Source organism: Echinicola sp. 20G, assembly GCF_015533855.1.
Classification (GTDB): Bacteria; Bacteroidota; Bacteroidia; order Cytophagales; family Cyclobacteriaceae; genus Echinicola.
Genome location: NZ_AP024154.1, coordinates 5,261,894 through 5,288,795 on the forward strand (window position 1 = coordinate 5,261,894; position 26,902 = coordinate 5,288,795).

The following is a 26,902-nucleotide window of genomic DNA, read 5'->3' on the forward strand; positions in this document are numbered from 1 at the left end:
AGCCCGACAATTTGCCGGGCTTTGAATAACGTTCAAACTTCACCTCTAATTACCTCATGGCTTTGTAGGTATTGATCAAGCCATTGGTAGAAGCATCATGAGTGTTTACTTTTTCATCACCTTCCAATTCTGGAAGGATATTCTTGGCCAATACCTTGCCCAATTCCACTCCCCATTGGTCAAAACTGAAAATATTCCAGATAGCTCCTTGAACAAAGATCTTATGCTCATACATCGCTACCAGGCTTCCCAAAGTATAAGGGTCAATTTTCTTCACCAAAATGGAATTGGTAGGTCTATTTCCTTCAAACACTTTGTGAGGAGCCAGCTTGGTGATTTCTTCAGCTGATTTACCAGCTTTGCTTAATTCTGATTTCACCTCCTCCAAAGACCTGCCATTCATCAAAGCTTCTGTCTGAGCAAAGAAGTTGGACAATAACTTCACATGGTGATCACCAACTGGATTATGAGAAATAGCAGGCGCAATAAAATCACAAGGAATCAAATGAGTGCCCTGATGGATCAACTGATAAAAAGCATGCTGACCGTTGGTACCTGGCTCTCCCCAAATGATTGGACCAGTAGTGTAATCCACCTTTTCACCATTTCTGGAAACGTATTTACCATTACTTTCCATATTTCCTTGTTGGAAATATGCAGCAAATCGGTGTAAATATTGGTCATAAGGAAGGATAGCCTCGGAAGATGCCCCTAGGAAGTTGGTATTCCAAATACCGATCAAAGCCAATATCATCGGGATGTTTGACTTAAATTCAGTTCCCTTAAAGTGATTGTCCATGGCATGTGCTCCCTCCAATAACTTTTCAAAGTTATCGAAGCCGATAGCACAGGCAATAGGCAATCCAATAGCTGACCAAAGAGAATACCTTCCCCCTACCCAGTCCCAAAAAGCAAACATGTTTTTGGTATCTATTCCAAAAGCAGCCACAGCCTCAGCATTGGTGGACAAGGCAACAAAATGTTTGGCAATAGCTGATTCGTCTTTTGCTGCCTCCAAGAACCATGATCTCGCTGAATGCGCATTGGTCATGGTCTCTTGCGTGGTAAAAGTCTTGGAAGCAATAAAAAACAAAGTGGTCTCCGGATCTACCTTTTTCAAAGTTTCAGCGATATGAGTCCCGTCTACATTGGAAACAAAGTAAATCTCTAATGCTTCATTTTGATAAGGCTTCAATGCCTCAGTCACCATCACTGGTCCTAGGTCACTCCCTCCAATACCAATATTGACCAAAGATTTGATCGGTTTGCCCGTATAGCCTTTCCATTCACCTGCATTGATCTGATCCGCAAAGCCCTTCATTTGTGTCAAAACCGCATTAACATCCGGCATGACATCCTTGCCGTCTACTTCTACTGGCGAATTACTTCTATTTCTCAGAGCAGTGTGCAAAACTGCTCTGTCTTCAGTTTGGTTGATATGACCACCGGTGAACATGGCTTCTATAGCAGCTTTCAAACCAGTCTCTTCCGCTAACTCAAAAAGAACCTTTAAAACATCTTCATCTATTCTATTTTTGGAATAGTCTACCAAAATATCTTCAAAACGAAGGGAGTATTTGTCAAATCGTGTACCGTCTGTAAAAAGTGACTGGATAGTCTGCTCCTTTTTCTCCTCAGAGAGAGCCTTTAATTTTTTCCAAGCTGTTGTTTGGGTTGGATCAATGTTTTTCATGTGTTTATGGATTATATTAATTGGTCGTCATTTGGAACCCGTTCAGAAAGAAATCACAATAAAAGTTTAATGATACTTCCTCAAAATAGGCTTTACTAAAATCTACCTTTATCAAGGTTTGCTGAGCAAAAATAAGATTTATATTTACCCCATAAAATTAATCAATATTTGTTTACATTAACATTATGCTAAATTTAGGTACATTTTCATTGTTTTTTTTCAGTGATCGATACCTTTTATACACAATGAACCTTTTTTAAAAAACTTCATGAAACATCTAATAATTGGCATCCTTCTTTTTTTGAGCAATGCATCGTTTGGGCAACACCTAATTCCGCTAAACCAATACGGTGAAGAAATCACAGATACCATAAAATTCCATCCTGAGAAATACAGAAAACATTTTTTTGAAGATAATGAAAAATCGATCGACCATTATTTTAATCATGATCTTAAAATAACTGCCATGGTAATCAACCTAAAAGATCCCGAGAAAGGAAATTACCTTACCATCAGGACTGAATATGATAGTCTTGGTCAGAAATCAAAAACAGTCCATACCGATAGAATCAATAAGGTAAATGAAATACACTATTATGAAAACAATGAAATAGTTCGGAAATATTTCATCAAAGGAACCATTATCACAGGACAAAAACTCGAAGGAGACGCAATCACAGAATTAAACAGAATCCTTGAAGAATGTAGTTTTGAAGATAGTAAACAAGCTATGAAACACGTTCAAGACAACCTTAGATATCCCGCCAATGCCAGATACCATAGAGAAATGGGTACGGTCAAAGCAGCACTACATATATCCAAAGAAGGTAAACTTAGCAAAATAGTAATAGCCAACCCAGAAGAAGTTTCTGTAAACCTTCAAAATGAAGTTATTAGAATATGGAGTAAGTACAAGGGGAAATTTTATCCAGCTTATGACTTGGAAGGAAATCCTATTGAGTCTTATTTCATCGTTCCTACTAGGTTTAAGTTGAGTTAAATTTTATCTCGAATATTTTTATTTTACAAGTTCAAGCTAATTCAAAATGAATCTCAGACTTCTTTCAATCCATTTACACTTAACTTTTAATTTGAAAATACAGAAAGTTAGATGCTGTTAACATTTTAGCCATCCTTTGAAAACATTTCAACCCATTTTAGATTTGGGCAATTGATAACTTAGGTCTTTGAAATTAAAGCAATAGACCTGAATATGAATACCAAAAAGTTGTTGATGGCCATTTGCTATTTGGTCCTTATAGGGGCATGCTCTACTCCAGAGCAAAACCTATATCATCAGACGGAAAAAGGAGTTATCCTCTCCCTTCCCCCATCAGATGATGATTCAGCGCCTCAAATCATAAGGATGGAAGTCATTAGTGAAAAAATCATCAGGGTATCCGCTACCAAAGGCTCTGAAATAGCAACCGATGAAAGCCTTATGATCACTAACAAACTTCCCCAAACTCCAAAATGGGAGCTAAAGGAAAGTGAAGATTCTTTGATTATCAATACAACTTACCTCCAAACCTCAGTATCAAAAACTACTGGAGAAGTAATTTTTAAAGACTCCACAGGTAAAACCCTCCTTCGGGAAGCCAAGCACGGAAAATCATTTTCTCCTAATCCTGAAGTTCCAGATGGAAACATGTATACCTTTTCCCAAAGTTTTGATAGCTCAGATAAGGAAGTTTTTTATGGCCTTGGTCAGCAGCAAACTGGTGTGTTCAATTACAAAGGTTACCATGTTGATCTTACTCAGTACAACTCTGTAGTTGCCGTTCCTTTTATGGTGTCAAGCAAAAATTATGGAATTCTTTGGGACAATTATTCAATTACCAAATTCGGGGATGACCGGGAGCCAGTTCCCCTGTCCGAGTTGAGGTTATTTGATCAGTCTGGAAAAGAGGGATTTTTGACTGCGATTTATGCCAATGACCGCAATACTCCAGAAAAGGGTTTAGTGGAACAGGAAGGTAATATTGCTTACCAATTCCTAGATGATATGGATAAAATTCCAGAATCATTTGATATGGCTAATGGAGTGGTTAGCTGGAAAGGAAAAGTTCAAGGGCATCAAAAAGGTGTACACCAATTCTATATGACCTACTCTGGATACTTAAAAGTATGGCTCGATGGAAAACTGTTGGTGGACAGATGGAGAGAAAGTTGGAATCCAGGTCCAGTTGTTTTTGGCCATGAACTTAATGGTGAACCTGTTGACTTTAAAATAGAGTGGATTCCTGAATCCAACCAATCATTTATCAGTCTTAAATATTTGCCACCTTCTCCTCTAAAAACCAATGATACTTTTACATTTAAATCAGAAGCAGGAAAAAAACTGGATTATTATTTTATAGCGGGGAATGATATCGATGCCATTATCTCAGGCTATCGGCAATTGACCGGAAAAGCTCAAATTATGCCTAAATGGGCATTTGGCTTCTGGCAAAGCCGGGAAAGGTATAAAACACAAGAAGAAGTACTGAACACGGTGGCCGAATATCGTAAAAGGCAAATTCCACTCGATAACATCGTTCAAGATTGGTCTTATTGGCCAGAAAAAGCTTGGGGAAGTCATGATTTTGACAGCACCAGGTTTCCTGATCCTGATAAAATGATCGATATGCTTCACAAGGATTACCATACCCATGTAATGATTTCTGTCTGGCCAAAGTTTTATGAAGGCATTGAGCACTATAAACAATTTGAAGCGCATGGTTGGCTTTATAAACAAAATATAGAAAACCGACAACGTGATTGGATCGGAGAAGGGTATATCAGTACATTTTATGATGCTTTTAACCCGGATGCCAGAAAAATGTTCTGGGAACAAATCAATGATAAATTGTACAGCAAGGGAATAGATGCCTGGTGGCTGGACGCTACAGAACCTGACATCCTTTCCAATGCTTCCATCAAACACCGAAAGACATTAATGAACCCCACAGCCGAAGGGTCAGCCACTGAGTTTTTCAATGGCTACTCTTTGGTAAATGCTAAGGGAATTTATGAAGGACAACGCAGCACCAACCCAGATAAAAGGGTATTTATCCTTACCAGGTCTGCATTTCCCGGCATACAACGATATGGTGCAGCTACTTGGAGTGGAGACATTGCCTCCCGGTTTGATGAATTGGAACAGCAAATTCCGGCAGGTCTAAATTTTTCACTTTCTGGACTTCCCTATTGGACAACGGATATCGGAGGATTCTTTGTAGAAAACAAATATGACCGGCCTGACCCGCAAGGAGATGATCTGGAAGAGTGGCGAGAACTTAATACCCGTTGGTATCAATATGGGACGTTTACACCGCTCTATCGATCACATGGTCAATACCCCTATCGAGAAGTGTTTAATATTGCCCCAGAAGGACATCCTGCTTACGAATCGATTGTTTTTTATAATAAACTGAGGTACAGATTGATGCCTTATATTTATTCACTTGCTGGAAAAGTATATCATGAGGATTATACGATCATGAGGCCTTTGGTCATGGACTTTAATAATGACCCTGCCACCTTAGAAATTAAAGATCAATTTATGTTTGGACCGGCACTCATGGTAAATCCTGTTTACAAATATCAAGCAGATAGCCGTCAAATATATTTTCCAAAAGAAAGTGGTTGGTATGACTTGCTTACTGGCGAATATCATGTTGGTGGTGAAATCAAAACAGTGTCAGCGCCATATGAAAAGATTCCATTATTTGTTAGGGAAGGTAGTATTATTCCATTTGGCCCTTCCATCCAATATACTGGAGAAAAGCCTGCTGATGAAATCACCTTGATGGTATATGCCGGAAAGGATGGGGAATTTGATTTGTATGAGGATGAAAACACTAACTATAATTATGAAAAAGGACAATACACTATCATCCCAATCCAATACAATGACCAAAACAAGACATTAACAATTGGTAACAGGGAAGGTAGTTTTCCTGGTATGCTTGAACAAAGAAGGTTCAAAATTGTTCTAGTCACTCATGACCAGCCTGTTCCCTTAAGTTTTGATCATATGGAAGGAGTGATTGTTGACTATAATGGAGAAGCTAAGATTATTGAAATTGAATAACATTCAATTTATTTAAATAAAAGTTAATTTTGGGTTTTATGTTTATTAAAAAGGGCTTATCTGAGAAATAGGCCCTTTTTTTATGGATAGTAAGAAGTTAAACTGTTATTTAATCTTGTTTTAGGAATTGTCTTAATACATAATGGAGTATACCTCCATTTTTATAGTAAGCCACTTCCACTTCCGAATCCAATCGACAAATTACTTCAAAATTGACTTTGGCATCTCCGTCTTTCTCTGCTGTCACTTCCAGTTTTTTCAATGGACTCAATCCATCACTTATCCCTACTATACTGATCTTTTCATTTCCTTCTAGACCCAAGCTAGCAGCAGACTGCCCGTCTTGATATTGCAAAGGCAATACACCCATTCCAACTAAGTTAGAACGGTGAATACGCTCATAACTTTCAGCAATAACGGCTTTAATTCCCAAAAGATTAGTCCCTTTGGCAGCCCAATCCCTTGAGGAGCCACTGCCATATTCCTTTCCTGCCAACACCACCAATGGCGTATCTGTTGCTATATATTTTTCTGCAGCTTCAAAAATGGTCATTTCTTCTCCCGAAGGAATGTGGGTTGTGTAACCTCCTTCGCGGGTTGCCAATTGATTTTTTATCCGAACATTGGCAAACGTTCCTCTGACCATCACCTCATCATTACCACGCCTAGAACCATATGAATTAAAATTTTTCTTCTCCACTCCTCTTCCCACTAAATACTGACCTGCTGGAGAGGATTCCGCAAAAGCACCTGCTGGAGAAATGTGGTCTGTAGTAATGGAATCTCCCAACTTTAGCAACACATGACCATTCACAATATTTTGAGGAATTGGCACTTCACTGGAAATCCCCTTGAAAAATGGAGCTTCCTTAATGTATGTCGATTTATCTGACCATTTGTATACTTGATCACTTGGTGCTTCTAGGCTTTTCCACTGTTCATTTCCTTCAAAGATTTCTCCGTAATTCTTTTCAAAATCGCCTGGGCTAAGCACTTTGCCCATCACTTCAAAAATCTCATCATTACTTGGCCAAATATCTTTCAAATAAACAGGCTCTAAATTCGGGTCATAACCCAATGGTTCGTTATTGAGGTCCACATCTACCCTTCCTGCCAAGGCATAGGCTACTACCAGCATGGGAGACATCAAATAATTCATTTTTACCTGTGGGTGCACCCTAGCTTCAAAATTCCTATTTCCTGATAATACCGAAGCAACCACCAAGTCATTCTCCTCAACGGCATGTGCTATGTGCTTTGGCAATGGTCCTGAATTCCCGATACAAGATGTACAACCATAACCAACCACATGGAAGCGTAGGGCCTCCAAATCATCTAAAAGGCCTGAAGCTTCCAAATAATCTGTTACAACCTTTGACCCTGGAGCCAAAGAAGTCTTGACCCATGGTTTCACATCCAATCCTCTCTCACGGGCTTTTTGAGCTACCAGGCCAGCACCGATCATCACACTTGGATTGGAAGTATTGGTACAGGAGGTAATCGCTGCTATGACAATGCTTCCATCCGATAATGCAAACTCTTCATTATTGATTTTTACTTCTACCGTTTTTAGCCCCTTTTTGGTCTTGGTGGCTATTTCAACATCATCTGGTAAATCACCAGGCTCATCCACTGGCTGGCCACCTCCCTCACTGAACCACCTACTTTTATCTCTTTTGTCAATTGGAATGTATTCTCTTCCATGGACCTCCTGAAGTAAGTCTCCAAATTTTTCTTTGAAGTTTCTAACCAAAATCTTATCCTGAGGACGCTTAGGACCAGAAACAGTTGGCTCCACGGTACTTAAATCAAGTTCAACCAAACTGCTATAATTGATCAATTCCTCATCCTTTCTCCATAGCATATTGGCTTTGGCATAATCCTCCACCAATTTGATCTGGTCTTTGGGGCGGTTGGTCTTTTCCATATAATCCAAGGTGCGGTCATCAATTGGAAAATAGGTTACCGTACAGCCAAATTCAGGCGACATATTTGAAATGGTTGCCCTATCCGGCACAGTCAGGTTATCCAATCCAGGCCCAAATACCTCTACAAACTTACCTACCACTCCATGTTTTCTAAGCAATTCGGTAATGGTTAATACCATGTCTGTTGCGGTCGTCCCTAGAGGCAATTTCCCAGTCAACTTTAACCCCACCACTTCAGGCATGATAAAATAGATGGGTTGGCCCAAAAGCGCCGCCTCAGCTTCAATACCTCCTACTCCCCAACCTACAACACCTATTCCATTGACCATTGGGGTATGTGAGTCTGTTCCTACCAAAGTATCTGGAAAAACATTTCCATCGCGTTCTATTACACCTTGTGCCAAATATTCCAAGTTTACTTGGTGACAAATCCCCATGCCTGGCGGGACCACCGAGAAATTATCAAATGATTTTTGGGCCCACTTTAAAAACTCATAGCGTTCTCCATTTCGCTCGTACTCGACATCCACATTCTTCTTGTAGGAATAATTTGTACCAAAATAATCTACTTGAACAGAATGGTCCACCACCAAATCTACAGGAATAAGTGGGTTAATTTTCTGTGGGTCTTTCCCTTTTCTGACAGCCTCAGCCCTCAAGGAAGCAATATCGACAACAGCCGGTACACCTGTAAAGTCCTGCATCAGCACTCGTGCCGGTTTGTAAGGAATATCCTTGTCCGACCGCTCAGGTTTCCAGTTTAAAAGTGTTTCTGTATGTTCCTTGGTAATCGCAAAATCATCGTAGTTTCTGAGGGCATTTTCCAGCAGAATTCTCACTGAAAATGGAAGTTTTTTGACCTCATGACCTTGGTCCTCCAATGCTTCCAAACTCCAATAATTCAAGGTTCCCTTTGCTGACTCAAGTTGTTTTTTGATGTTGTACGGATCGAGTGACATATGTTTGATGTTATTGGTTAAAAAGACTTGCATATTAATAACTACCTTAAAAACAGATTGATTCCTTGAAAGGTGTTTTTTAAATTAATTGTCATTACTTTAACAAGCGGAAATTCTTCCAAAATTCATCAAAGAACCACCTGAATTCATCAAATAAATGAAAGTAGCTTTATATGTTTTTTCAATATTAATTATTGGAGCAACTCTCATGCCATTAGTAAAAAAAGACTATTGGACCTTTAGGGTTTTTGATTATCCACGCTTCCAAAAGCTAATATTGATATCGACATTGATAATTCTTTGGTTTTTTGAAGATTACAATGAATTACGAAAAGTAGATTTTGCCATCCTAACGATACTTATATTACTCTTTTTTTACCTTTTAAAGCAAATCATCCCCTATTCTCCCTTCAGTACCAAAATGGTAAAATCTGCCTATAAGAAGGATAAAACCACTTTGTCCCTTCTCACCGGAAATGTCTATCAATACAACAGGGACTATGCTAAATGCTTGGACTTAATCGAAAAAATTTCACCAGATGTTTTTATGCTGGTTGAAACAGATCAAGCTTGGGCTGATGAAGTGGCTAAACTTAAGAAAGATTATGAGTACCATGTTGAGTTACCTCTGGACAATACATACGGCATGCTGTTTTATTCCAAAATACCATTAATGAATACCTCTATCAATTACTTGATTGATGAAGATATTCCTTCCATTTTTACAGATTTGGATCTAGGTGATCAAGTCGTTAGGATTTACGGCATTCACCCTACACCTCCTGTGCCTGGAGAAAATACCCACAGCACTGAGCGCGATGCAGAAATCCTTTTGGTAGGTGAAAAGGCAAAAGCCTACGGAAAACCATGTATCATAATGGGAGATCTCAATGATGTTGCGTGGAGTTATACGACGGAACTCTTTCTAAAAATTAGCGGAATGGGTGACCCTAGAAGAGGGAGGGGTATGTACAATACTTTCCATGCAAAATACCCTATGCTTAGATGGCCTCTAGACCATATTTTCGTCAGTAATCATTTCAAGGTGAAAAAGCTAAAAGTACAACCTGGTATTGGTTCTGACCACTTTCCGATTAGCATCGAACTGGTATTGGACGAAACAGTGGAAAATGAAGAGTTAAAAGCTGATCAGGAAGAGAAAATAGAGGCAAAGGAGAAAATTATCAGCGGCATTGAATTTTAATTAAACAGCCAATTTTAAACTTAAACTGACAAATATAGACTACTAATTGTAAAACTATTCTATCTTCATCAGTTGAATTGAAAAATAAAAAGGCGTCTTTTGACGCCTTTTTGTTTCTGTATTTGCACAAATAATGCTATTCCTTAGCCGCCTCTTCGGCTGCTTTGGCTTCTGCTTTTTCTTTTCTTTTATGCGCCTTTCTCATGATCCAAGCATATTTCAATGCTTCCAAGTTTTCATTTAGCAACTCGGTCGTGGTTTCGGTATTTTCAAGAGAGCTCTTAATGAATTCAGCAAATTCCTCATCATTCAAAAGCATGCCGATTGCATTGTCAGTTGTGGTGAGCTTCCCACTGGCATCTTTGAAATTGGCAGCTGCCGCTGAAGCCTCTTCACTGGTCTTTTCAAACTCATTTGCTGTTTTTCTCAAGCTATTGAATACAGTTGTATCTGTAGATAGTTCATAAAGTAAAGTACCTTCTTTATTCAGCCCTGATGAGAAATTTTTCAAGTCGGCAGTCATTCGGCTGCTGTTGCTGGCGGTTTGCTCCAAGTTAGTCATGATTTTCTTGAAATTTTCAGCCAACAGACTATCTGTCAATACTGCACCAACAATACCTTCCCCATTGGCGATTTTACCTGTCAGCACCTTTAGGTCATTGGTAATAGAAACCAAATTTTGATTATTCTCTTGTAAGGTCTCCATCATGTTATCCGTATCCAACGGCATCACAGCCTGTAACCTATCCCCATCCTCAATTGCAGGTGCTTGGGTGGTTCCTCCGTAAATCACAATGATTTTGTTACCGATCAAACCATCTGAGCTAATGGTTGCCTTAGAGTCTTTTCTAATGAATTCCTTCGTATCGGCATCCACATTCATTTCGATTTCCACTTGGGAATCTCCATAAAACTTAATGGAAGTTACGGTTCCTATTTTCACCCCAGAAAACCATACATTATTTCCTGGCTGCAGACCTTCCACATCGTCAAAAACCGCCTTCAGTTTTACACTCTTTACAAAAATTTTCTGTTGAGCACCTAAAGTCAAAATTCCAGATACTGCAATAATGATCCCTATCAGTACGAAGATCCCGACAACTACTGATTTCTTATTATCATTTCTCATTATTTAATGAAATTATAGTCATAAAATGATTTCACTCTTTGATCGGATGGATTTCCAAAAACATCCTCAAACTTGCCTTCTGAACCAAAAACTCCATCCAGAAGTACCGCCACCCTATCGCCAGTGTCTCTGGCACAGGTCAAGTCATGGGTAATGATGATTGATGAAGTATTGTAGTTTTCCCGTACTTCATTGATCAGGTTATTGATATCACTACAGGTAATTGGGTCCAAGCCGGCTGTTGGTTCATCATAAAGCATAATCTCTGGCTTTAAGATCAGGGTCCTGGCAATACCGATTCTTTTTCTTTGTCCACCTGACAACTCTGATGGCATTTGGTTGATGGTTTGGGAGAGTCCAACGGCGTCTAACACTTCTTCCACCATCTTATTCTTCTCTCCTTTGGTAAGCCCTTTAACATTTCTTACTAGGGGAAATTCCAAGTTCTCTCTTACAGTCATACTATCGTACAACGCACTGGCTTGAAAAGAAAACCCAATCTTTAATCTTAAATCGTTTAATTCCTTTGAAGATAACTTAGATACCTCTCTACCCAGAACCTGCATCTTGCCTTCGTCCTGCGTCAAAAGACCAACCATGATCTTGATCAAAACCGATTTGCCAGTCCCAGATTTACCTAATACTACAACATTCTCACCTTTGTACAAATCCAGATCAACGCCCATGAGCACATCAAGGTCCCCAAAAGACTTCATTAACCCTCTTACTTCTACTACCTTTTCTCTCATAGCTTAGGACAATCTAATGAAGTTAACAATCTGTAAGGCCAACAACTCTTCAATGAAGATCAAAAACATCGCCAAGACCACGGAAGCATTGGCTGCTTTGCCTACCCCTTCTGTTCCTTTAGAAGAATGATAACCTTTATAGCATCCAACTATGCCAATGGTAAAACCGAATACCAATGACTTTAATATGGAAGAAAATATATCCAAAAAAGATATGGCCTCAAATACCTGTACAAAATAGGTGGAGAAACTCACGCTTTCATTGCTACTGACAGAAAGGAATGCTCCCATCAGTGCCACAAAATCCGTATACATCACCAAAATAGGAATCATAAAGGTCGTTGCCAATACTCGTGTCACCACTAAAAACTTAAAAGGATTGGTGGCTGACACCTCCATGGCATCAATCTGTTCTGTCACTTTCATAGATCCTATTTCTGCCCCTATACTGGATCCCACCTTACCAGCAGCAATCAGTGCAGTCACCAAGGGGCCCATTGCCCTCACAATGGCAATGGAAATCAATGCTGGTAACCAAGAAGTAGCCCCAAATTCCGAGAGAGAAGGTCTTGACTGGTTAGTAAAAACAATACCTACGATAAAGCCCGTCAAAGAAATCAATGGCAATGAATTATATCCGATTTGATAACATTGCCTGATAACTTCCTTAAACTCATAGGGTGGAAACCACACCTCCTTAAAGAAGCGCCTCACAAACGAAAAAGCGTCTGCAAGACCTAGCATCATTTTATCTATCTTGGGGCTTAGAAAATGCTCTTTGTTAGTTGATTTGTCAGCCATAAAATTTAGATGAAAGTGCGAAACTAATAATTTTAGCCCGATAAGACTTATTTAAAAGAGATTATTCCACTACAAAATATCTGCCAAGGCCTCTTTTTTTAATGGCTTTACCAAAAAACCACTTACCATGTCATATTGTTTACTCCTCTCTTCATCACGAGGATCTATTGAGGATGATAGCATCTTAACTTCTAAGTTCAAACCCAATTCAATCATCTTATCTAAAAATTCCCAACCCTTCATTTCAGGCATGTTAATATCCAACAAAAGCAGGTCTACAGAATGATCGCCCAACCAACTCAGTGCATTCAAAGGATTCTGAAAAAAATACAATTTAAGATTTGGGTTTTCTCCCAATAAAACTCTTTTGTTGATCAAGTGTTGTACTTTATCATCATCAACAATTAATATCGACTTTGCACTCTTGGAGAAACTCCCAGTAAACATTTCCATAGATAAATTTTCTTCGCTTAATACCTCATTCATCTTCTTTACTTCATCATCTAAATCTTCCGATGATTTTTTTAGCATTTCAATAACTTCTTCCTTTGCTTTCAAACCCGATTCAAACAAATGAATAATTCCCAAAATATTAGAAAGAGGCCTTCTGATATTGTGTGAGTTCATTTGAGAAAACATTCTTAGCTGATTATTCTGTTTTTTTAGATTATTATTAAGATTGACCTTATCCATTAGATTTTGGTGCAATTTAGTATTGTCAACTGCAGCTACCATCACCATTTTTTCACCTCCTCTTTTAAAAGGAACTGTGAACAAATCCACCATCCTTAAATCTCCGTTTTTATCCTTTATTTTCAGGTTTCGAACCTCGTGATTTTGGCCAGAAAAAACGATCGCAACATCAGCGTCTTCCATTGAAAAAAAATCAGCCAAAATCGGCTCAGTGCCATCATTCAATTTATTAGCAAAATACTCTTCAGCCATTTTATTGGAAGAAGTTATTTTTTTCCCTTCTTCATCTACAATCCACATACACATCGGGATATTCTCAAATACTGCAGAATAACTGCTCCAAACTAGCTTATCCGTTTTCATCGATTTGTCCATTAAGACATAAATCAAAAGTCCGGAAAGAAACACAAACAAGACTGCTTTGAAAATTTCTAGTCCAGTAGAGTTTCCAATATTTAACCATGATTGAAGTTGCTCCAAATATAAGGAAGAAAAGACTACCCAACAGCTTCCTATTACAATGTAGACTAAAGTAATTTTTAAACTTGATTTCATTTAGAATGTAGCTAAATACACAAGTTAAAAAAATATCTTAACAAACACGTTCTAAAGCTCAATTAGGACAAACAATTTTGATTAAGTTTAAACTAAATTATTTAGATAAAACTAAATTAGGTCAAACTAAAAAAGGCATAAAAAATTATATATCAATCACTTAAATAATATTATATAAAGTGAAATATAGTAATGTATTTAATAAAATTAACCTACTCCCTATTAAGAAAAATAGAAGGCTAAAAATTGAATAATTTACCTTTCCCACTTCTTAAATAAGCAAAATCAAATTATTCCTTTACTTCATTCCCTTTAAAAACCTGCTCCATCATGACTTCTTCTTCACACCATTTTTAGTATTATATTGACTTGTATATTCTATAAAACCACAAGCATGTTCTTTCCTATTTTACGATTTATTCCCTTGAAAAAACTTAAATAAGTAGCTGTTTTTTGAAACGATATTACGAATCAAACCATGTCAACTAAGGATTCTTTCCATTCAAATAAATGATAAAACACTTCTCATTTATTACCTTAATGAGTAAATTATACATCACCAAAAAGCAGTAATTCTCTATGCTTTTGAAGCCTTAAAAAACTATCATTTTCCCGCAGTATAACAATTAAAATTCGCTATGATGTTGGTGAAATCTTCCTTAAAAAATGATTAAGAGAACTTGCATATTTTCCCATCCAAAACCACTTATAAAATGAATAAAATTCTCCCTATTTTCTTCCTGCTTTTCTTGATTTCATTTCATGTGTTTTCTCAAGAAAAATACGATCCAGAATTGGCTAAAAAATATAAGGCCGATGACTATGGCATGAAAAAATATGTCATTGCTTTTCTTAAAAGAGGACCTGATGTTGCGAACTATTCTGAAGAAGAAAGAGCCGAAATTCAACAAGGACATATGAACCATATTGGCAAGATGGTAGAAAAAGAAAAGTTGGTATTAGCTGGTCCCTTTTTTGGTGATGGTGAACTCAGAGGAATCTTCGTTTTTGATGTAGAAAGTATTGAGGAAGCTCAGCAACTAACCGTCGAAGATCCTGCCATTAAAGCTGGAGTTTTGATCATGGATCTCAAAGAATGGTATGGTTCTGCTGCTGTTATGGCAATCCCAGAAATTCATGAAAAAATACAAAAAGTAGATTTTTAAACATCAACAAAAAGGCTGTCCGTGGACAGCCTTTTTGTTGATAAAATCACCTACCACAGATTTCTTTATATGGACAGTATTTACACTTTTCGAGGTCATCTGTTTGATCAAATGGAACTGTCTGATCGAATATCTCTCCCAATAGCTTTTTCAAGTTTTCCTCAAACTCTTCTTTATGATCCAGGTAATTTTCCAGCTCCTCTCCTTTCGACCTACCTTCTTTGATCTGCAAATAAGGATTGAAATCCTCGTTGAATATTTCACGTAGATTGAAAATTGCAGGCTTTAAGGCCTGTTTATTTTCTGGAAACTTGGCTTGATACAACAAACCATAGATCAAGGTTTGCATAGCGGCCTTGTTCCTCTTTGAGTCTTCCCGATCAAATAAAGAGCTTATAGATGGGAAGCTCTTTATATCCTTTCCCGACTTATAATCAATCAGCCTGACCACTCCATTTTGTTTATCAACCCGGTCAATAATTCCTCTCAAAGCTACCGCATAATGATCTCCATTAACCTCAATAGGCACTGCTGAGCGATATATCATATCCTTTTCCAGTGAAATCAACTCAATAGGAGCGCTTGATTTATCCAATTCCAACAGCTCAAAGATGTACTTTTGCAAAACATCTCTTACTATGGCCAGTTGACCACTCAAGCTCGTATCTGCATCTTCCTCTAAATGATAAAAATCCCTAATGGCTTTTTCAATAGAAGGAGATACGTAGTTTTCCAAATCTTTGAAATCATCCTTAATGATCACATTCCGTCGTTTCCGCTGGATAAATCCCTTGTAAAGGTATTCTAAGCTGTAATGTGCCAAGTTCCCAAATACGGCTGCACTGATTTCCTCCTCTACTTTGTCCTTCTCGCGGATATTGGCCAGATACTGAAAATAAAACTTCAGTCGGCAATCCAACCAAACACTCAAAGCAGATGGAGAAAACGCAGTCACGGATGTACCGTCCTCCTGAAGAACATATTTAGAAAGCAAATAACTTATTTCGGGCGTTTTTTGGATAGTAATTGGCTCTGCTGGTTTTACATCAACAGGTACAAACACCACCTCCTCCTCTATCCACTTATCCAACTCTGCCATCAACTGCTGTATATAACGACTCTTTTCACCTACTTTCCCTTGATCTGATGAGGTAGAATAGATCAAATGAACTTCTTGTGCCCTATGAAGCAGTCGATAAAAAGTATAAGCATAAATCGCATCATTTTGCTCCTGAACGGGTAATCCAAAGGCCTTTCTAACATTGAAAGGAATCAGGGAATTCATTGCTCCAGATGGAGGAAAACTTCCCTCATTCATATTGGCGATGATCACTCTTTTGAAATCCAGATTTCTTGACTCCAAAACGCCCATTACCTGAAGACCAGCCAAAGGCTCTCCTTCAAAAGGTAAGCGAACCTCTCTAAAAATTTGTCGAAAAAGCCTAATAAAGAATTCCAAGCTGATTTTTACATGTCCTTGGGAATGGAAAATTTCCTTTAACCTCACCAGTTGTTTGTGACATTGATACAAATAGCTTCTCTGCAGTTTGTCATCTCCCAACCTTTCAACCAATGCCATCATTAACTGCTCGAGATAAGGAAAGATGTCCTTCGAAGCTAGTTTTTTAAAGATCAATTCAAATAGCGAACCTCCTTCAGCTAGTTTGCTAGCAGGAATATAGACTTGGTTTTGCTCTTGGATATTGGCCAGAAGAGATGCTGAGAACTCCTCCTTTCCTGCCTTAAGGTAAGAAGAAGAAAGCAGTTCCTTAATAGCTTGATGATAAAATGAAACCTTTCCATCATCTGACTTTACATACCTTTGTAACTCCAAAACTGCCTCCAAAAACGCATAAACAGGTGCATTTCTTACAGGGTAACCCATTGTAACATTTACCTTATCTATTTGCTCTGGCAGTTGGTGCATTACAGGAAATAACAATTGTTCGTCTGGTAGGATAACCACTGTTTCTTCCAGTGCTTCATTCGAAGGCATCTCATCCAATACCTTGCCTATCAAGTTGGCCTGATTGACCTTTAATGGAGTGACATATACTTTTATCTTAGGAGGCTTAGCCTGGATATATTGTGGTAGTTCTTTTGGAAAAGTAGGTCCAAACACCTTATCCTTACGGTAATCCCTAAAAAACAAACCTGCTTCCTGTTGCTTATTTTGTGTATAATAAGCATCCAAGTCCCAATAAATTTCAGCCTCAAACTCACTGATAAAGCGCTTGATTAACTGCTCTTCAGTTCCTGTAAAAGCATTAAAGCCGACAAAAACATAACGCTGGTTGGGTTTCTCCAATTCGTCAAGTCGCTCTGCCACTTTCCTGTAGAGTTTACCCGAATATGCCATCCCCAGTACATCCAACTCTTTGTTAAATCGTTCATATAGCGGCAATAGCAGTTGCCAAAACCTTAAAAACTTGTCCTGATGGCCTCTACCCTCATTCTCAAAAGCTTTCCAAAACTGTTTGATCAATTCAATTTGACCATCAGTCAAAAAGCTAAGATCGGATTCTATCTCTTTTATTTCAGAGAGCAGTTGATAAATCTTATTGGGGTTTACAAGAAACTGATCTACATCGTTAAAATCTTTCAAGATCATCTCACCCCAATAGTAAAACCGATCAAATGGCTCCGGATCAGGCTGAAGTTCTTGATAAACTTTATAAAGTTCAAATATCAAAGTAAGCTGATCTGTGGGACGCTGACCTGAAAGCTCAAAGAAAAGATCTTCTATGGTCTTCACAGCCGGCATCCACTGAGCTTTATCAATCAATTGCCCCAAATGCTGCACAAAAAACAACCCAGCACGTCTATTTGGCAAAATTACCGTTAACCCTCTTAGGTCTCCGTAACGATCCAGCAAGTCAGCCGCTGTCTCTCTTAAAAATCCATTCATCTCAATTTACTTCTATAATTTTGCCTGTTTCCAAATAACATAGATATCCTTTCACCAAATAACTACCTAAACTAGCCACCAAAGCCATATACTCTCTCACTTGCTGTATGTACTTCTCTTGTTCCTCTCCTGTCTTAAAATCCACAACAATTGCCTCATTTCCTCTAATAATCACTCTATCCGGTCTTTTTTGTCTACCTCCCGGAAGTAAGATACCCTGTTCTGAAAGCATGATTCCTTCCCCCTCAAACCAAGAATTGAACATGGCATTGGCAAATAATTTGTCCAATTGCTGTTTGACCACTGCTTTTTCATCTGCATCCAAGCGACCCTCAAAATAGAAAGTCTGTAAATAATCTTCTGCCTGCTGTTGAGTAGATGATCGTTCCAACAATTCATGAATCAAAACACCAAAATTCCTCTTCTGTCTTTGGGCCAAACCTTCTTTACTAAAATCGACAGCATATTTCTTAACTTGGAGTAAATCCCCCCAATTTCTATATGTCCAAGAAAATTGAGATTCGGAAGGCTTCTCATGAACAGCAATGGAAGGCTTGACAGGCCAATTACCCCAATCAAAAACTTTTGACTCTTGGTCATAATATTGACTTAAATCCTCGACATCAGACTTTAAAAGGCCATTTTCTAAAATATCATAAATATTTTTCTCCACTGGATTCAAGGAAGCCGATTTACTTTTGGTGATTTTGTATGGACTTAGTGCCCAAAGAAATTCTTCTGCCCTCGTCAGGGCAACATAGACCATATTCAAAGTATCCAGATAGGCCATCGTAATTTCTTCCTGATGAACAGGCTGAAAAACTGAATCCGCCAGTTCTTTTCCCAAACTTAATGGAATAATAGCCTCAACACCTTTTTCAGCATCACGAAACGGGGACCAAATGATGTTATCCTTTTTAAAATCTATAATTTTCCAACTTAAAAAAGGGATCAAAACCACCTTGAACTGCAATCCCTTGGATTTATGGATAGTCATGATTTTCATTGCATCATGACCTTCGGGAATTTTTACCGTTCTTTTAAGGCTGTTTTCCTCCCACCAATTGAGAAAACCAGCCAAATCTGCCCTATTGTTGGAAACATAATCATAAACAGCTTCCTTAAACCCAGATATATAGGCCAGTTCTAGTTGTAAAGTATAAAAATCCAGCAACACCACTAATTCCTCCACAAGCTCCATTAACGGCAGTTGCGTTAGATACGGTTGTTTCTCCAAAAAGCTTGTGATCTTTGTATCCAACCAATCTGGTTTGGAATCAGAGGAAAAGACTTCATGAGATATTTCTCTACCGTGAAGACTGCTCCAGTAAAACCACATCGTTTGAAATGGCACTTGGTCATTTGGGTCTGAAAGGTATTGCAAACCTGCAACAATAGCCCTCACAGTAGCCGCTCGATCCAAAAACATAGATTCGTCAGAAACCACATCTAAGTTGTATCCCAAATCCGGATGTTCGTTTTTATATGCCATCAAAGCATCATTGATCATTGCTCCTTGGTGTTTGGTCCTAACCAAAAAAGCAATATCCTTAGGTGCATAGCCATGATCTTGTAATTCCATCACCATCTCGGGAATTCTTTCAAGAACCTTTTCATTAAACGCCAAATCCTCCTCACTGCCATCCTCGAAGAATTCCATCCTTACCCGACCTCGATAGCTACTGTCTTGCTTTTTAGAAGATACTTTTTGACTGACATCCTGGTAGGCCTTGGTCAAAATATCCGAACTTTCTAGACCTGTTTCTTGCTCAAAACTGTTTTGAAGCTGAAGTGGAAGCGCATTGAATAGGGCATTGTTAAAATCAATGATATTTGGCAGGCTTCTATAATTGGTGTCTAAATTCTTCACATCAATTTTCTGCTTTCCTATATCCTCTTCTACCTGCTCCAATAATAACTTCATATCTCCCCCTCTCCACCGATAAATAGACTGCTTAACATCTCCTACCAATAAGTTTTTGTTATTGGTGGCCAAAGAGTTCTCCAATAATGGCTTAAAACTCTCCCATTGAAAGCCGGAAGTATCCTGAAACTCATCAATCAAAAAGTGTTTGTATTGATTACCAACTTTTTCATAGATAAATGGAGCATCATTTTCTTTGGTGATTTCCTTCAAGAAATCATTCGCATCAGATATCATTAACAAGTTTTCCTCATCTTTGAGCTCCCTGAGTTCATCCAGCAGGTTTCTAAAAACCCCATAAGCATAAAAGTTCTTGCCAATGGCTTTATAGGTCAGCCATTCCCTCCGTAAAGGCTCAAATTGACCTAAGGCCTCTCCCAGTCCATCATGATAGGCTGAAATGATTTGCTCTTTCAATTTACTGGTTTTGGTAAACCATTCGTTTTCGTCATTGATGGCCTTTTTTCTTGCAGGTGACAGTTCTGGAATTAACTCATCTTTATTACCCAATTTGTCAAATACTACTCCGATACCTCTTGCGCCACCTTTGAAATCTGTCCAGTTTAATCCCTGTTTTTCCCGAATCTCATTTGCCCTTTTTTTCAAACTCAATACTTCTGATTCAAGTTCTTTCTGTTTTCCTTTTAAATAGGATTTAAATGCCTCTACGTGCTCTTCATCTGACAAAAACTCACGTATAAATTGTTGGTACTGCTTGAAGTTTTCGGTAAAAATTTCACTTCCAAGACTTTTGATATTACTTCGAATATCCCAAGACTTACCATTTTGAATCTGGGTCAAAGCAAAATCTACCAACCATTTATGCAAATATGGATCTTCCAATACATGCTGCACCACACGGTCCACCACCTGATCCAATACTGCTTCCTGATCCAAGGCCACGTCAAATTTCGCCTGCAAATCTATTTCCCTCGCAAAAGCTCGAACCACTTTTTGAAAAAAACTATCAATTGTGGTTACTGAAAAATTAGCATAATCATGCAGAATCGCCGTTAAGACTAGTTTAGCTCGGACCTTCAGTTCTTCCCCTTTCAAGCCGAGGTATTTCATCAACTCCTGATCCAGAAATTCATCTGGCCTTACCACCTCTTTGATCCTAGCCAGCTCTTCCAATATCCTACTCTTCATCTCTTGGGTGGCCTTATTCGTAAAGGTTACTGCGAGAATTCTCCTAAAGGCTGTTGGATAAGCAAGCGCCAACTTGAGATATTCCAAGGTTAGAGTATAGGTCTTGCCTGACCCAGCAGACGATTTGTAAATAATAAAAGGTTTCGGTTCCATGGCCATTCAAACAATTTAGACAAAACAATGGGATTTTTTACTATTAAAAAAATGAAAGACAAAGACTGTCACTTTTTGGCCTCACAACCAGGTAAATTTAAAATAATGACTATTTTCACAGCCCAAATACATTCATCAAAATCGATTTTACATGTTCTTTTACCCCCAGTTCCTCACTTTTCTAGCGATGCCTTTAACGATTGTCTTGGTGCTTATTTCACTTGGATTTATTTTAAGAAAAAGAAAGTTGGGAAACCGCTTGACACTAACTGGAATTTTGCTTTTGCTATTTTTTACCAACAAGTTCATTTCCAATGCTACTATGAATGCCTGGGAACCTGAATTCAAGTCAATTGCAGATTTACCTGCATATGACTTGGGTATTGTATTGACAGGAGTCACCAACTTGGATAAAACTGCCTATGACCGAACATTCTTTAATAAAGGAGCCGATAGGGCTACCCATGCCATACAACTCTATCAAATGGGCAAAATCAAAAAAATCCTGATTACAGGCGGGCAAGGTCTGAATCCTGCTAATTCAAATACAGAGGCAAAATTACTAGCCAACTTCATGGTCATTGCAGGCGTTGCTAGGCATGATATCATCATAGAGGACAAGGCTGTAAATACCAGACAAAATGCACTTTTTACCTTGGAAAAACTCCAATCAAAATCAATGAAAACAAAATCAAAGTATTTACTAATTACCTCTGCTTTCCATATGAAAAGAGCCAAAGCCTGCTTTGACAAAGTAGGCTTAAGTACTGATACTTTCCCAGTAGATTACTACTCTTCAGATGTTAAATTTGATTTTCAGAATTTAGTTATCCCCACTCCTGATGGACTTATTATATGGACCAAGCTATTCAAAGAATGGATTGGCTTGGTTGTCTACAAAATAGTAGGGTATGTATAAGAAAGAAGTAGAGGATGGGGTAGTTTACTATTGAGCAAACTACCAAGTGGTGGATTTCAGTCCAGGAAGAGCTTTGATAATATCGCTTAAACTGATTTGACCAAGAAGCCTTCCAGCTCTCATAACTGGAAAACGCCTAATCTTCAACTCTAAAAAACGGTGGGCTGCATCAAATATAGTGACGTCAGGCTCCATGGTAATTACATCTCTTGTCATATACTCCCTCACCCTACCGGCTATCCTAGGTGTGTTGTTGTACTTACCTTTGATGACCTCTTTTAAACAATCCACTTCTGAAATAATACCTACTAGATTATTGGCATCATCCAGTACTGGAGCACCAGAAATTTTTTTCTGGGTCAATACTTGTGCCACATAGTCAATCGTATCATCCGGGTGAAATGTCACCAAACTTGTACTCATGTGATCCTGCACCAAAACTGCTTGTTCTGGAGCCTTTTTCGGTTCTGCCAACCGAACTCCTTGGAAACTCTTTACCATAATTATCTCGGGTTTAAATATATACTTTATATAATATAGAAATTAAAAAAGCATACTCAAAACATTAACAAGACAAAATGGATAAAATCAATATAATTTAACACAAAAATAAAACTACACCTAACTTATCACTAGTCAGTACATTTCGCCTTTAGCAAAACGATACCCTTTCCAAAAACCAAAGAATCCTTAGAAGCAAAAATCATCTTACCACTATCTTCTCGTAACGGTCCATACCCTTCTGACACCAAATTATCTTTAAAAAGAAAGGCCACCTCTCTAACCGACTCTTTACCCTCAGAAGTAAAGTTGTAATCTGCTAATAATGTATCTCCTTTCAAGACTCCAGAAAATGTTCCCTTATTTTCATCTTTTTCAAAAAGCTTATAAAGCAACTTCCCTTTTACCTTTTCCTTCTCAATTCTCTCCACCTCAAGCCTTACAGTATCACCTTCATGGAGATAAGCATAACATTGCTTTGAAGGCCCTGAATTTGCAACTTCGACTCCAGATTCAAGGTCTTGCTGATTTTGCTTTGAATTACCGCATCCAAACATTACCAAAAATATCCCAAGACAAATCAGGTAATTTTTCATAAGGTAAGCTATTAGAGTTCAAAAATTATTTCCCTGTCACCCGCAAAAACTTTTCCACTTCTTCTTTACTGACTGATAAAACTTTATCCTGATTTTCAGGAACAGCACTCAATTCCAAATTAGGGTTCCAATATTCGCTGGCTGATTTCCTCCAAACCTTACAGCTGGCATGAACTTCTTTAAGGTTTCCTGTTTCGGCCAAACCTTCAACAAGCTCTGGCTTCATACCTCCACCTGGCATAATAATGATCCTATTGCCCGCTTTATCCAATAGCTTTTTGATCATCTCAAATCCCTCAGTAACTGTATTTTTCCCTCCAGAAGTCAATATTCTTCTAAAACCACATTCAATCACAGCCTCCAAGGATTTCTCCAAGTTTCTGGAGGCATCAAAAGCCCTGTGGAATGTACAAGGCAGGCCTTCCGCTGCTTCAATCAACTGCTCACATGCACCGATATTCACCTCACCCTTTGGAGTCAGCACACCAAAAACAAATCCATCAGCACCGTGTTCTTTGAGGATTGAAATATCCTCTTTCATCACTTGGAGCTCATCATTGGTATATACAAAGTCTCCACCTCTAGGCCGGATCATCACAAATATCGGAACTTTAACCTTACCCTTTAGGTACTTCAGTGTACCAACTGTAGGTGTTTCTCCCCCTTCTAGAAAATCCGAACACAACTCTAGCCTATTGATACCATACTCTGAAGCTTTAATGGCCGCTTCAACTGTAAATACCGGTGCTTCTAAAATAATTGATGACATAACTAATGATTAATCAAAATTTGCTTTTTGAATCCACAAGTGCTTTGCCTCCTTTATGGTGCATCGCAAAGTTAAATCCTGGGTGAACAGCATAAGCACCATGCTCGCCATCTTTGTTCATGGCCAAAAAGCCAGCTTGAATCCCATCTATTCCTTTATTCTTTCTAATCAATCTTTTAACCGCTTCTTCACATGCCTCTTGAGGAGTCCGTCCTTGACGCATCAATTCCACAATAAGGAAACTGCCGCACACTTTGATGATCGATTCCCCCAATCCAGTGGCAGTCGCAGCACCAACTTCGTTGTCCACATACAATCCAGCTCCGATAATCGGGCTATCTCCCACTCTTCCGTGCATCTTATAAGCTAAGCCACTTGTAGTACAAGAACCCGCTAAATTTCCATTTTCGTCCAAACCTATCATTCCAATAGTGTCATGATTTTCTATATTGATAATAGGCTTGTACTCCGATTTCTCTTTCCATTTTATATAAGCCTTCTCTGCGGCCGGACTCATTTTTTCTTCTTCAATGGGAAATCCCTCCTGAATGGCAAATTGCCTTGCACCTTCTCCAGCCAACATCACGTGGGGGGTGCCTTCCATCACTTTTCTGGCCAAAGAAATAGGATGCTTTACCTGTCTCACGAAGCATACCGACCCACATGAACCGTCTCCTTTCATAATGGAAGCATCCAAAGTCACTATTCCTTCTCGATCCGGTAAACCTTGAAGTCCTACGGAAAGGTTTTTCAAATCAGACTCAGTCACCATCACACCTTTTTCTACCGCATCAACGATACTTCCAGTCTCTCCCAAGACTTCCCAAGCCTTATCATTAGCTGCCATACCATGGTTCCATGTTGATAAAATCAAAGGCTTATGCTTTTCCCTTTTCTTAAAACCATTCAAAGACATGGCCGAACTAACTGTTCCCGGAAGGATTAAAGCCGAAGACAAAATTGTATTTTTCAGGAATTTTCTTCTATCTGACATGGGTGTAATGCTTAGTTTAATCTTTATCTCGAAAATTAGAAAATTTTAAAGATAAATAACATTTTTACCCCTATTAATTAATCTATTTTTTTAAACAACTAAATCGATTAAAGAATAAATTTTCACCTAAGTCTATCACAAAAAAAGCACCCCTAAAATCAGGGGTGCTCTTGATACACATTACACGTTTACTCACCTAATCGCTTCTCTATATTCTGCTTCCTGGAAATAATCCTTAAATTCCATATCTGTTGCGGCCCTCCTCTTAAGAAATGGACTTCTCTGCACTGCTTTTTGAAGGTTTTCATAAAGTCTTTCCTTATCGCGATTTTGAGCCGCTACCAAAGCCAAGCCATAAAAAGCATAACCAAACTCCATATTGCTTAAGGCACTTTCCTCAAAGGCGACAGCTGCCTGGGCATATTCTTCGGCCAAATAAAAGGCCAAGCCCATATTGAATAAATTGGTAGCTGTCTCTGGAGCCTCTTTCAATCTGAGCGTTGCCAATTTATAATCACCTCTTATTATATCAATTGCCCCTCTTTTCCCCTCATTGAAGCTATTAAACTCAGGATTGTCCTGAGACAAAGCACTTGCCTCTGAGATTTCTATATAAGCAGCCCCATAATCTTCTCTCATCAAATAAGCCTGTCCCATATTATGCCTTGCAGCAGCGCTTTCATTGATATCATTGGACATTCTGAACAGATTCATTGCCTCTGTTACTTTATTGTTTTTATCGCTGACCTTGATCATACGATGCGCTTGATTTAAATAAACCACTCCGAGATTGTTGTAGGCCAAAGCTGATCCATGTTTGAAAATCATGGCTTCATAAAGAATCTGCTTTTCTTTCAATCCTGGATTAAATTCGGCAGCCCTGGCCAACTCCGCTTCTGTCAGTTCATCTCCCTGAGCAGTACCATTAATATAGAGGTTAGCCAAACCGGAAATTTCCGGGTCAGGTCTTCTGTCCTTGGCCATCATAAAAGCTACCTGCGCCAGTTGCATTTGATCAAATTTATCCCTGGAAAAGATTTTATAAGATGGGAGCTCTTTGATTGCATTCACTTTCTCTTCATAAGAGGCATCTCCATAGATAATATCAAAATACTTATCCTTTTCGGTCATATCAATTTTATTGAAAGTTCTCAAAAGGTGCCTGAACAACAACCAGTCAGGCTCTTTTTGGGACATTTCAAAGGAAATTGCATTGACATTCCCTTGGTATCCTGCCTTTTTGAGCTGGTCTTTCAAATAGGATTCAATAGCTTGTGCTCTTTGTGAAGAAAGTTTGATATAATTGGGTTCATCAGGTGATGCCATCCCTTGAATCAAAATGGTATTAATAGGTTCTCCCTTGGCAGCTATAGACTCAAACTCTTTCTTAAAGGCATCATTACTTTCTGAAGGATTAATCTGAGCAGAATTTTTGGAGAAATAATAAGCAGATTCATAAGCCGCCATATTCAAAAATGCTTCGTCGTAAGCCATATAAGCCCCCACTTCCGGAATACTTTCCCCTGGGGCAAATTGCCCTACCCTTACCAGTTTAGGCGTGCTAACAATGCCCTCAGCCAATTGTATATAAGGTGTCGTGAAGCTCTTTCCTGACTCTACCTCTTCCAATAAACCTTTCACCCTCAACTCTCCCCGATCCATTCCTTCCAAGTAAGGAAATGACATTTTTTCTATGATCTCCACTGAAGTTCCTGATGCTGCCAAGTCACTGGCATCTACCTCGATTTCCTCCAACGGCAGCGCTCCCTCACCATATTGATATTCTGGCAATAAGGTATAAGTGTTTTTTTCAGAAACTAAACCTGCAGGTATAGTTGCCCTTAAAGTAAAAAGTACTGAGTCTTTGTGTAATACTAGCGGATTTTTATCTACGGTTACTTTTGGTGCTCCTGCAGTGTCAAAAAGATTTTTAGTGCTACAGGAACCCAAAACAACTAATACACAGACCATTATAAATTTCAGGCTATAATTCATAAACTGTTTAAGCTTAGGGTGGTTTATTAGAATATTCATTAT

Annotated in this window: 18 protein-coding genes; 5 read left to right on the top strand and 13 right to left on the bottom strand. The window is 38.6% G+C overall.

Features of this window, described 5'->3' with window-relative positions; all coding sequences use genetic code 11:
* Nucleotides 1-49: 49 nt before the first annotated feature.
* A complete protein-coding gene (pgi, locus tag JL001_RS21150; RefSeq protein WP_200979693.1) occupies nucleotides 50-1,693 on the bottom strand; it encodes a glucose-6-phosphate isomerase in 1,644 nt (547 codons plus the stop codon).
* 268 nt (nucleotides 1,694-1,961) lie between these two features.
* On the opposite strand from pgi, the gene JL001_RS21155 reads away from it, so the two are divergent.
* Both JL001_RS21155 and JL001_RS21160 read left to right on the top strand, forming a co-directional pair.
* On the top strand, nucleotides 1,962-2,693 hold the full coding sequence (locus JL001_RS21155) for an energy transducer TonB (RefSeq protein WP_200979695.1): 732 nt from the start codon (nucleotides 1,962-1,964) through the stop codon (nucleotides 2,691-2,693).
* Between the two features lie 213 nt (nucleotides 2,694-2,906).
* Complete coding sequence (locus tag JL001_RS21160; protein ID WP_200979697.1) at nucleotides 2,907-5,768, top strand: TIM-barrel domain-containing protein; 2,862 nt, start codon at nucleotides 2,907-2,909, stop codon at nucleotides 5,766-5,768.
* 109 nt (nucleotides 5,769-5,877) lie between these two features.
* Here JL001_RS21160 and acnA read toward each other — a convergent pair whose 3' ends face one another.
* Nucleotides 5,878-8,655 carry an aconitate hydratase AcnA gene (gene acnA / locus JL001_RS21165; RefSeq protein ID WP_200979699.1) on the bottom strand — a complete coding sequence of 926 codons (2,778 nt, stop codon included), beginning with the start codon at nucleotides 8,653-8,655 and terminating at the stop codon, nucleotides 5,878-5,880.
* A 208-nt stretch (nucleotides 8,656-8,863) separates the two neighbouring features.
* Between acnA and JL001_RS21170 the strand changes: the two genes are divergently transcribed.
* Nucleotides 8,864-9,859 (top strand): endonuclease/exonuclease/phosphatase family protein, encoded by a 996-nt coding sequence (locus JL001_RS21170; protein ID WP_236252931.1) that lies wholly within the window; start codon nucleotides 8,864-8,866, stop codon nucleotides 9,857-9,859.
* 136 nt (nucleotides 9,860-9,995) lie between these two features.
* Here the strand turns inward: JL001_RS21170 and JL001_RS21175 are convergent, their stop codons facing one another.
* From JL001_RS21175 to JL001_RS21190, 4 genes are all read right to left on the bottom strand, one after another.
* A complete protein-coding gene (locus JL001_RS21175; RefSeq protein WP_200979703.1) occupies nucleotides 9,996-10,988 on the bottom strand; it encodes an MlaD family protein in 993 nt (330 codons plus the stop codon).
* The gene (locus JL001_RS21180) at nucleotides 10,988-11,737 is read right to left on the bottom strand and encodes an ABC transporter ATP-binding protein (protein ID WP_200979705.1); all 750 of its coding nucleotides are present in this window, start codon (nucleotides 11,735-11,737) and stop codon (nucleotides 10,988-10,990) included. The genes JL001_RS21175 and JL001_RS21180 overlap by 1 nt, the downstream gene beginning before the upstream one ends.
* A gap of 3 nt (nucleotides 11,738-11,740) precedes the next feature.
* Nucleotides 11,741-12,538 carry an ABC transporter permease gene (locus JL001_RS21185; RefSeq protein WP_200979708.1) on the bottom strand — a complete coding sequence of 266 codons (798 nt, stop codon included), beginning with the start codon at nucleotides 12,536-12,538 and terminating at the stop codon, nucleotides 11,741-11,743.
* 69 nt (nucleotides 12,539-12,607) lie between these two features.
* On the bottom strand, nucleotides 12,608-13,786 hold the full coding sequence (locus tag JL001_RS21190) for a response regulator (RefSeq protein ID WP_200979710.1): 1,179 nt from the start codon (nucleotides 13,784-13,786) through the stop codon (nucleotides 12,608-12,610).
* A 713-nt stretch (nucleotides 13,787-14,499) separates the two neighbouring features.
* Between JL001_RS21190 and JL001_RS21195 the strand changes: the two genes are divergently transcribed.
* The gene (locus JL001_RS21195; protein WP_200979712.1) at nucleotides 14,500-14,952 is read left to right on the top strand and encodes a YciI family protein; all 453 of its coding nucleotides are present in this window, start codon (nucleotides 14,500-14,502) and stop codon (nucleotides 14,950-14,952) included.
* A 46-nt stretch (nucleotides 14,953-14,998) separates the two neighbouring features.
* Here the strand turns inward: JL001_RS21195 and JL001_RS21200 are convergent, their stop codons facing one another.
* Nucleotides 14,999-17,860: a PD-(D/E)XK nuclease family protein gene (locus JL001_RS21200; RefSeq protein WP_200979713.1), complete on the bottom strand. Its 2,862-nt coding sequence runs from the start codon at nucleotides 17,858-17,860 to the stop codon at nucleotides 14,999-15,001.
* Nucleotide 17,861: 1 nt separating this feature from the next.
* Nucleotides 17,862-21,020, bottom strand: a complete 3,159-nt coding sequence (locus JL001_RS21205; RefSeq protein ID WP_370567404.1) for a UvrD-helicase domain-containing protein — start codon at nucleotides 21,018-21,020, stop codon at nucleotides 17,862-17,864.
* A gap of 217 nt (nucleotides 21,021-21,237) precedes the next feature.
* On the opposite strand from JL001_RS21205, the gene JL001_RS21210 reads away from it, so the two are divergent.
* Complete coding sequence (locus JL001_RS21210) at nucleotides 21,238-22,005, top strand: YdcF family protein (RefSeq protein WP_200979717.1); 768 nt, start codon at nucleotides 21,238-21,240, stop codon at nucleotides 22,003-22,005.
* Nucleotides 22,006-22,044: 39 nt separating this feature from the next.
* On the opposite strand, the gene JL001_RS21215 is transcribed toward JL001_RS21210, so the two are convergent.
* The 5 genes from JL001_RS21215 to JL001_RS21235 form a co-directional block, all read right to left on the bottom strand.
* Nucleotides 22,045-22,506 (bottom strand): CBS domain-containing protein, encoded by a 462-nt coding sequence (locus JL001_RS21215; RefSeq protein ID WP_200979719.1) that lies wholly within the window; start codon nucleotides 22,504-22,506, stop codon nucleotides 22,045-22,047.
* 131 nt (nucleotides 22,507-22,637) lie between these two features.
* On the bottom strand, nucleotides 22,638-23,102 hold the full coding sequence (locus tag JL001_RS21220; protein ID WP_200979721.1) for a hypothetical protein: 465 nt from the start codon (nucleotides 23,100-23,102) through the stop codon (nucleotides 22,638-22,640).
* A 25-nt stretch (nucleotides 23,103-23,127) separates the two neighbouring features.
* The gene (locus tag JL001_RS21225) at nucleotides 23,128-23,871 is read right to left on the bottom strand and encodes a copper homeostasis protein CutC (protein WP_200979722.1); all 744 of its coding nucleotides are present in this window, start codon (nucleotides 23,869-23,871) and stop codon (nucleotides 23,128-23,130) included.
* A 13-nt stretch (nucleotides 23,872-23,884) separates the two neighbouring features.
* Nucleotides 23,885-24,865, bottom strand: coding sequence for an isoaspartyl peptidase/L-asparaginase family protein (locus tag JL001_RS21230; protein ID WP_200979724.1), 981 nt, complete (start codon nucleotides 24,863-24,865; stop codon nucleotides 23,885-23,887).
* Between the two features lie 192 nt (nucleotides 24,866-25,057).
* On the bottom strand, nucleotides 25,058-26,899 hold the full coding sequence (locus tag JL001_RS21235; RefSeq protein ID WP_200979726.1) for a hypothetical protein: 1,842 nt from the start codon (nucleotides 26,897-26,899) through the stop codon (nucleotides 25,058-25,060).
* Nucleotides 26,900-26,902 lie beyond the last annotated feature (3 nt).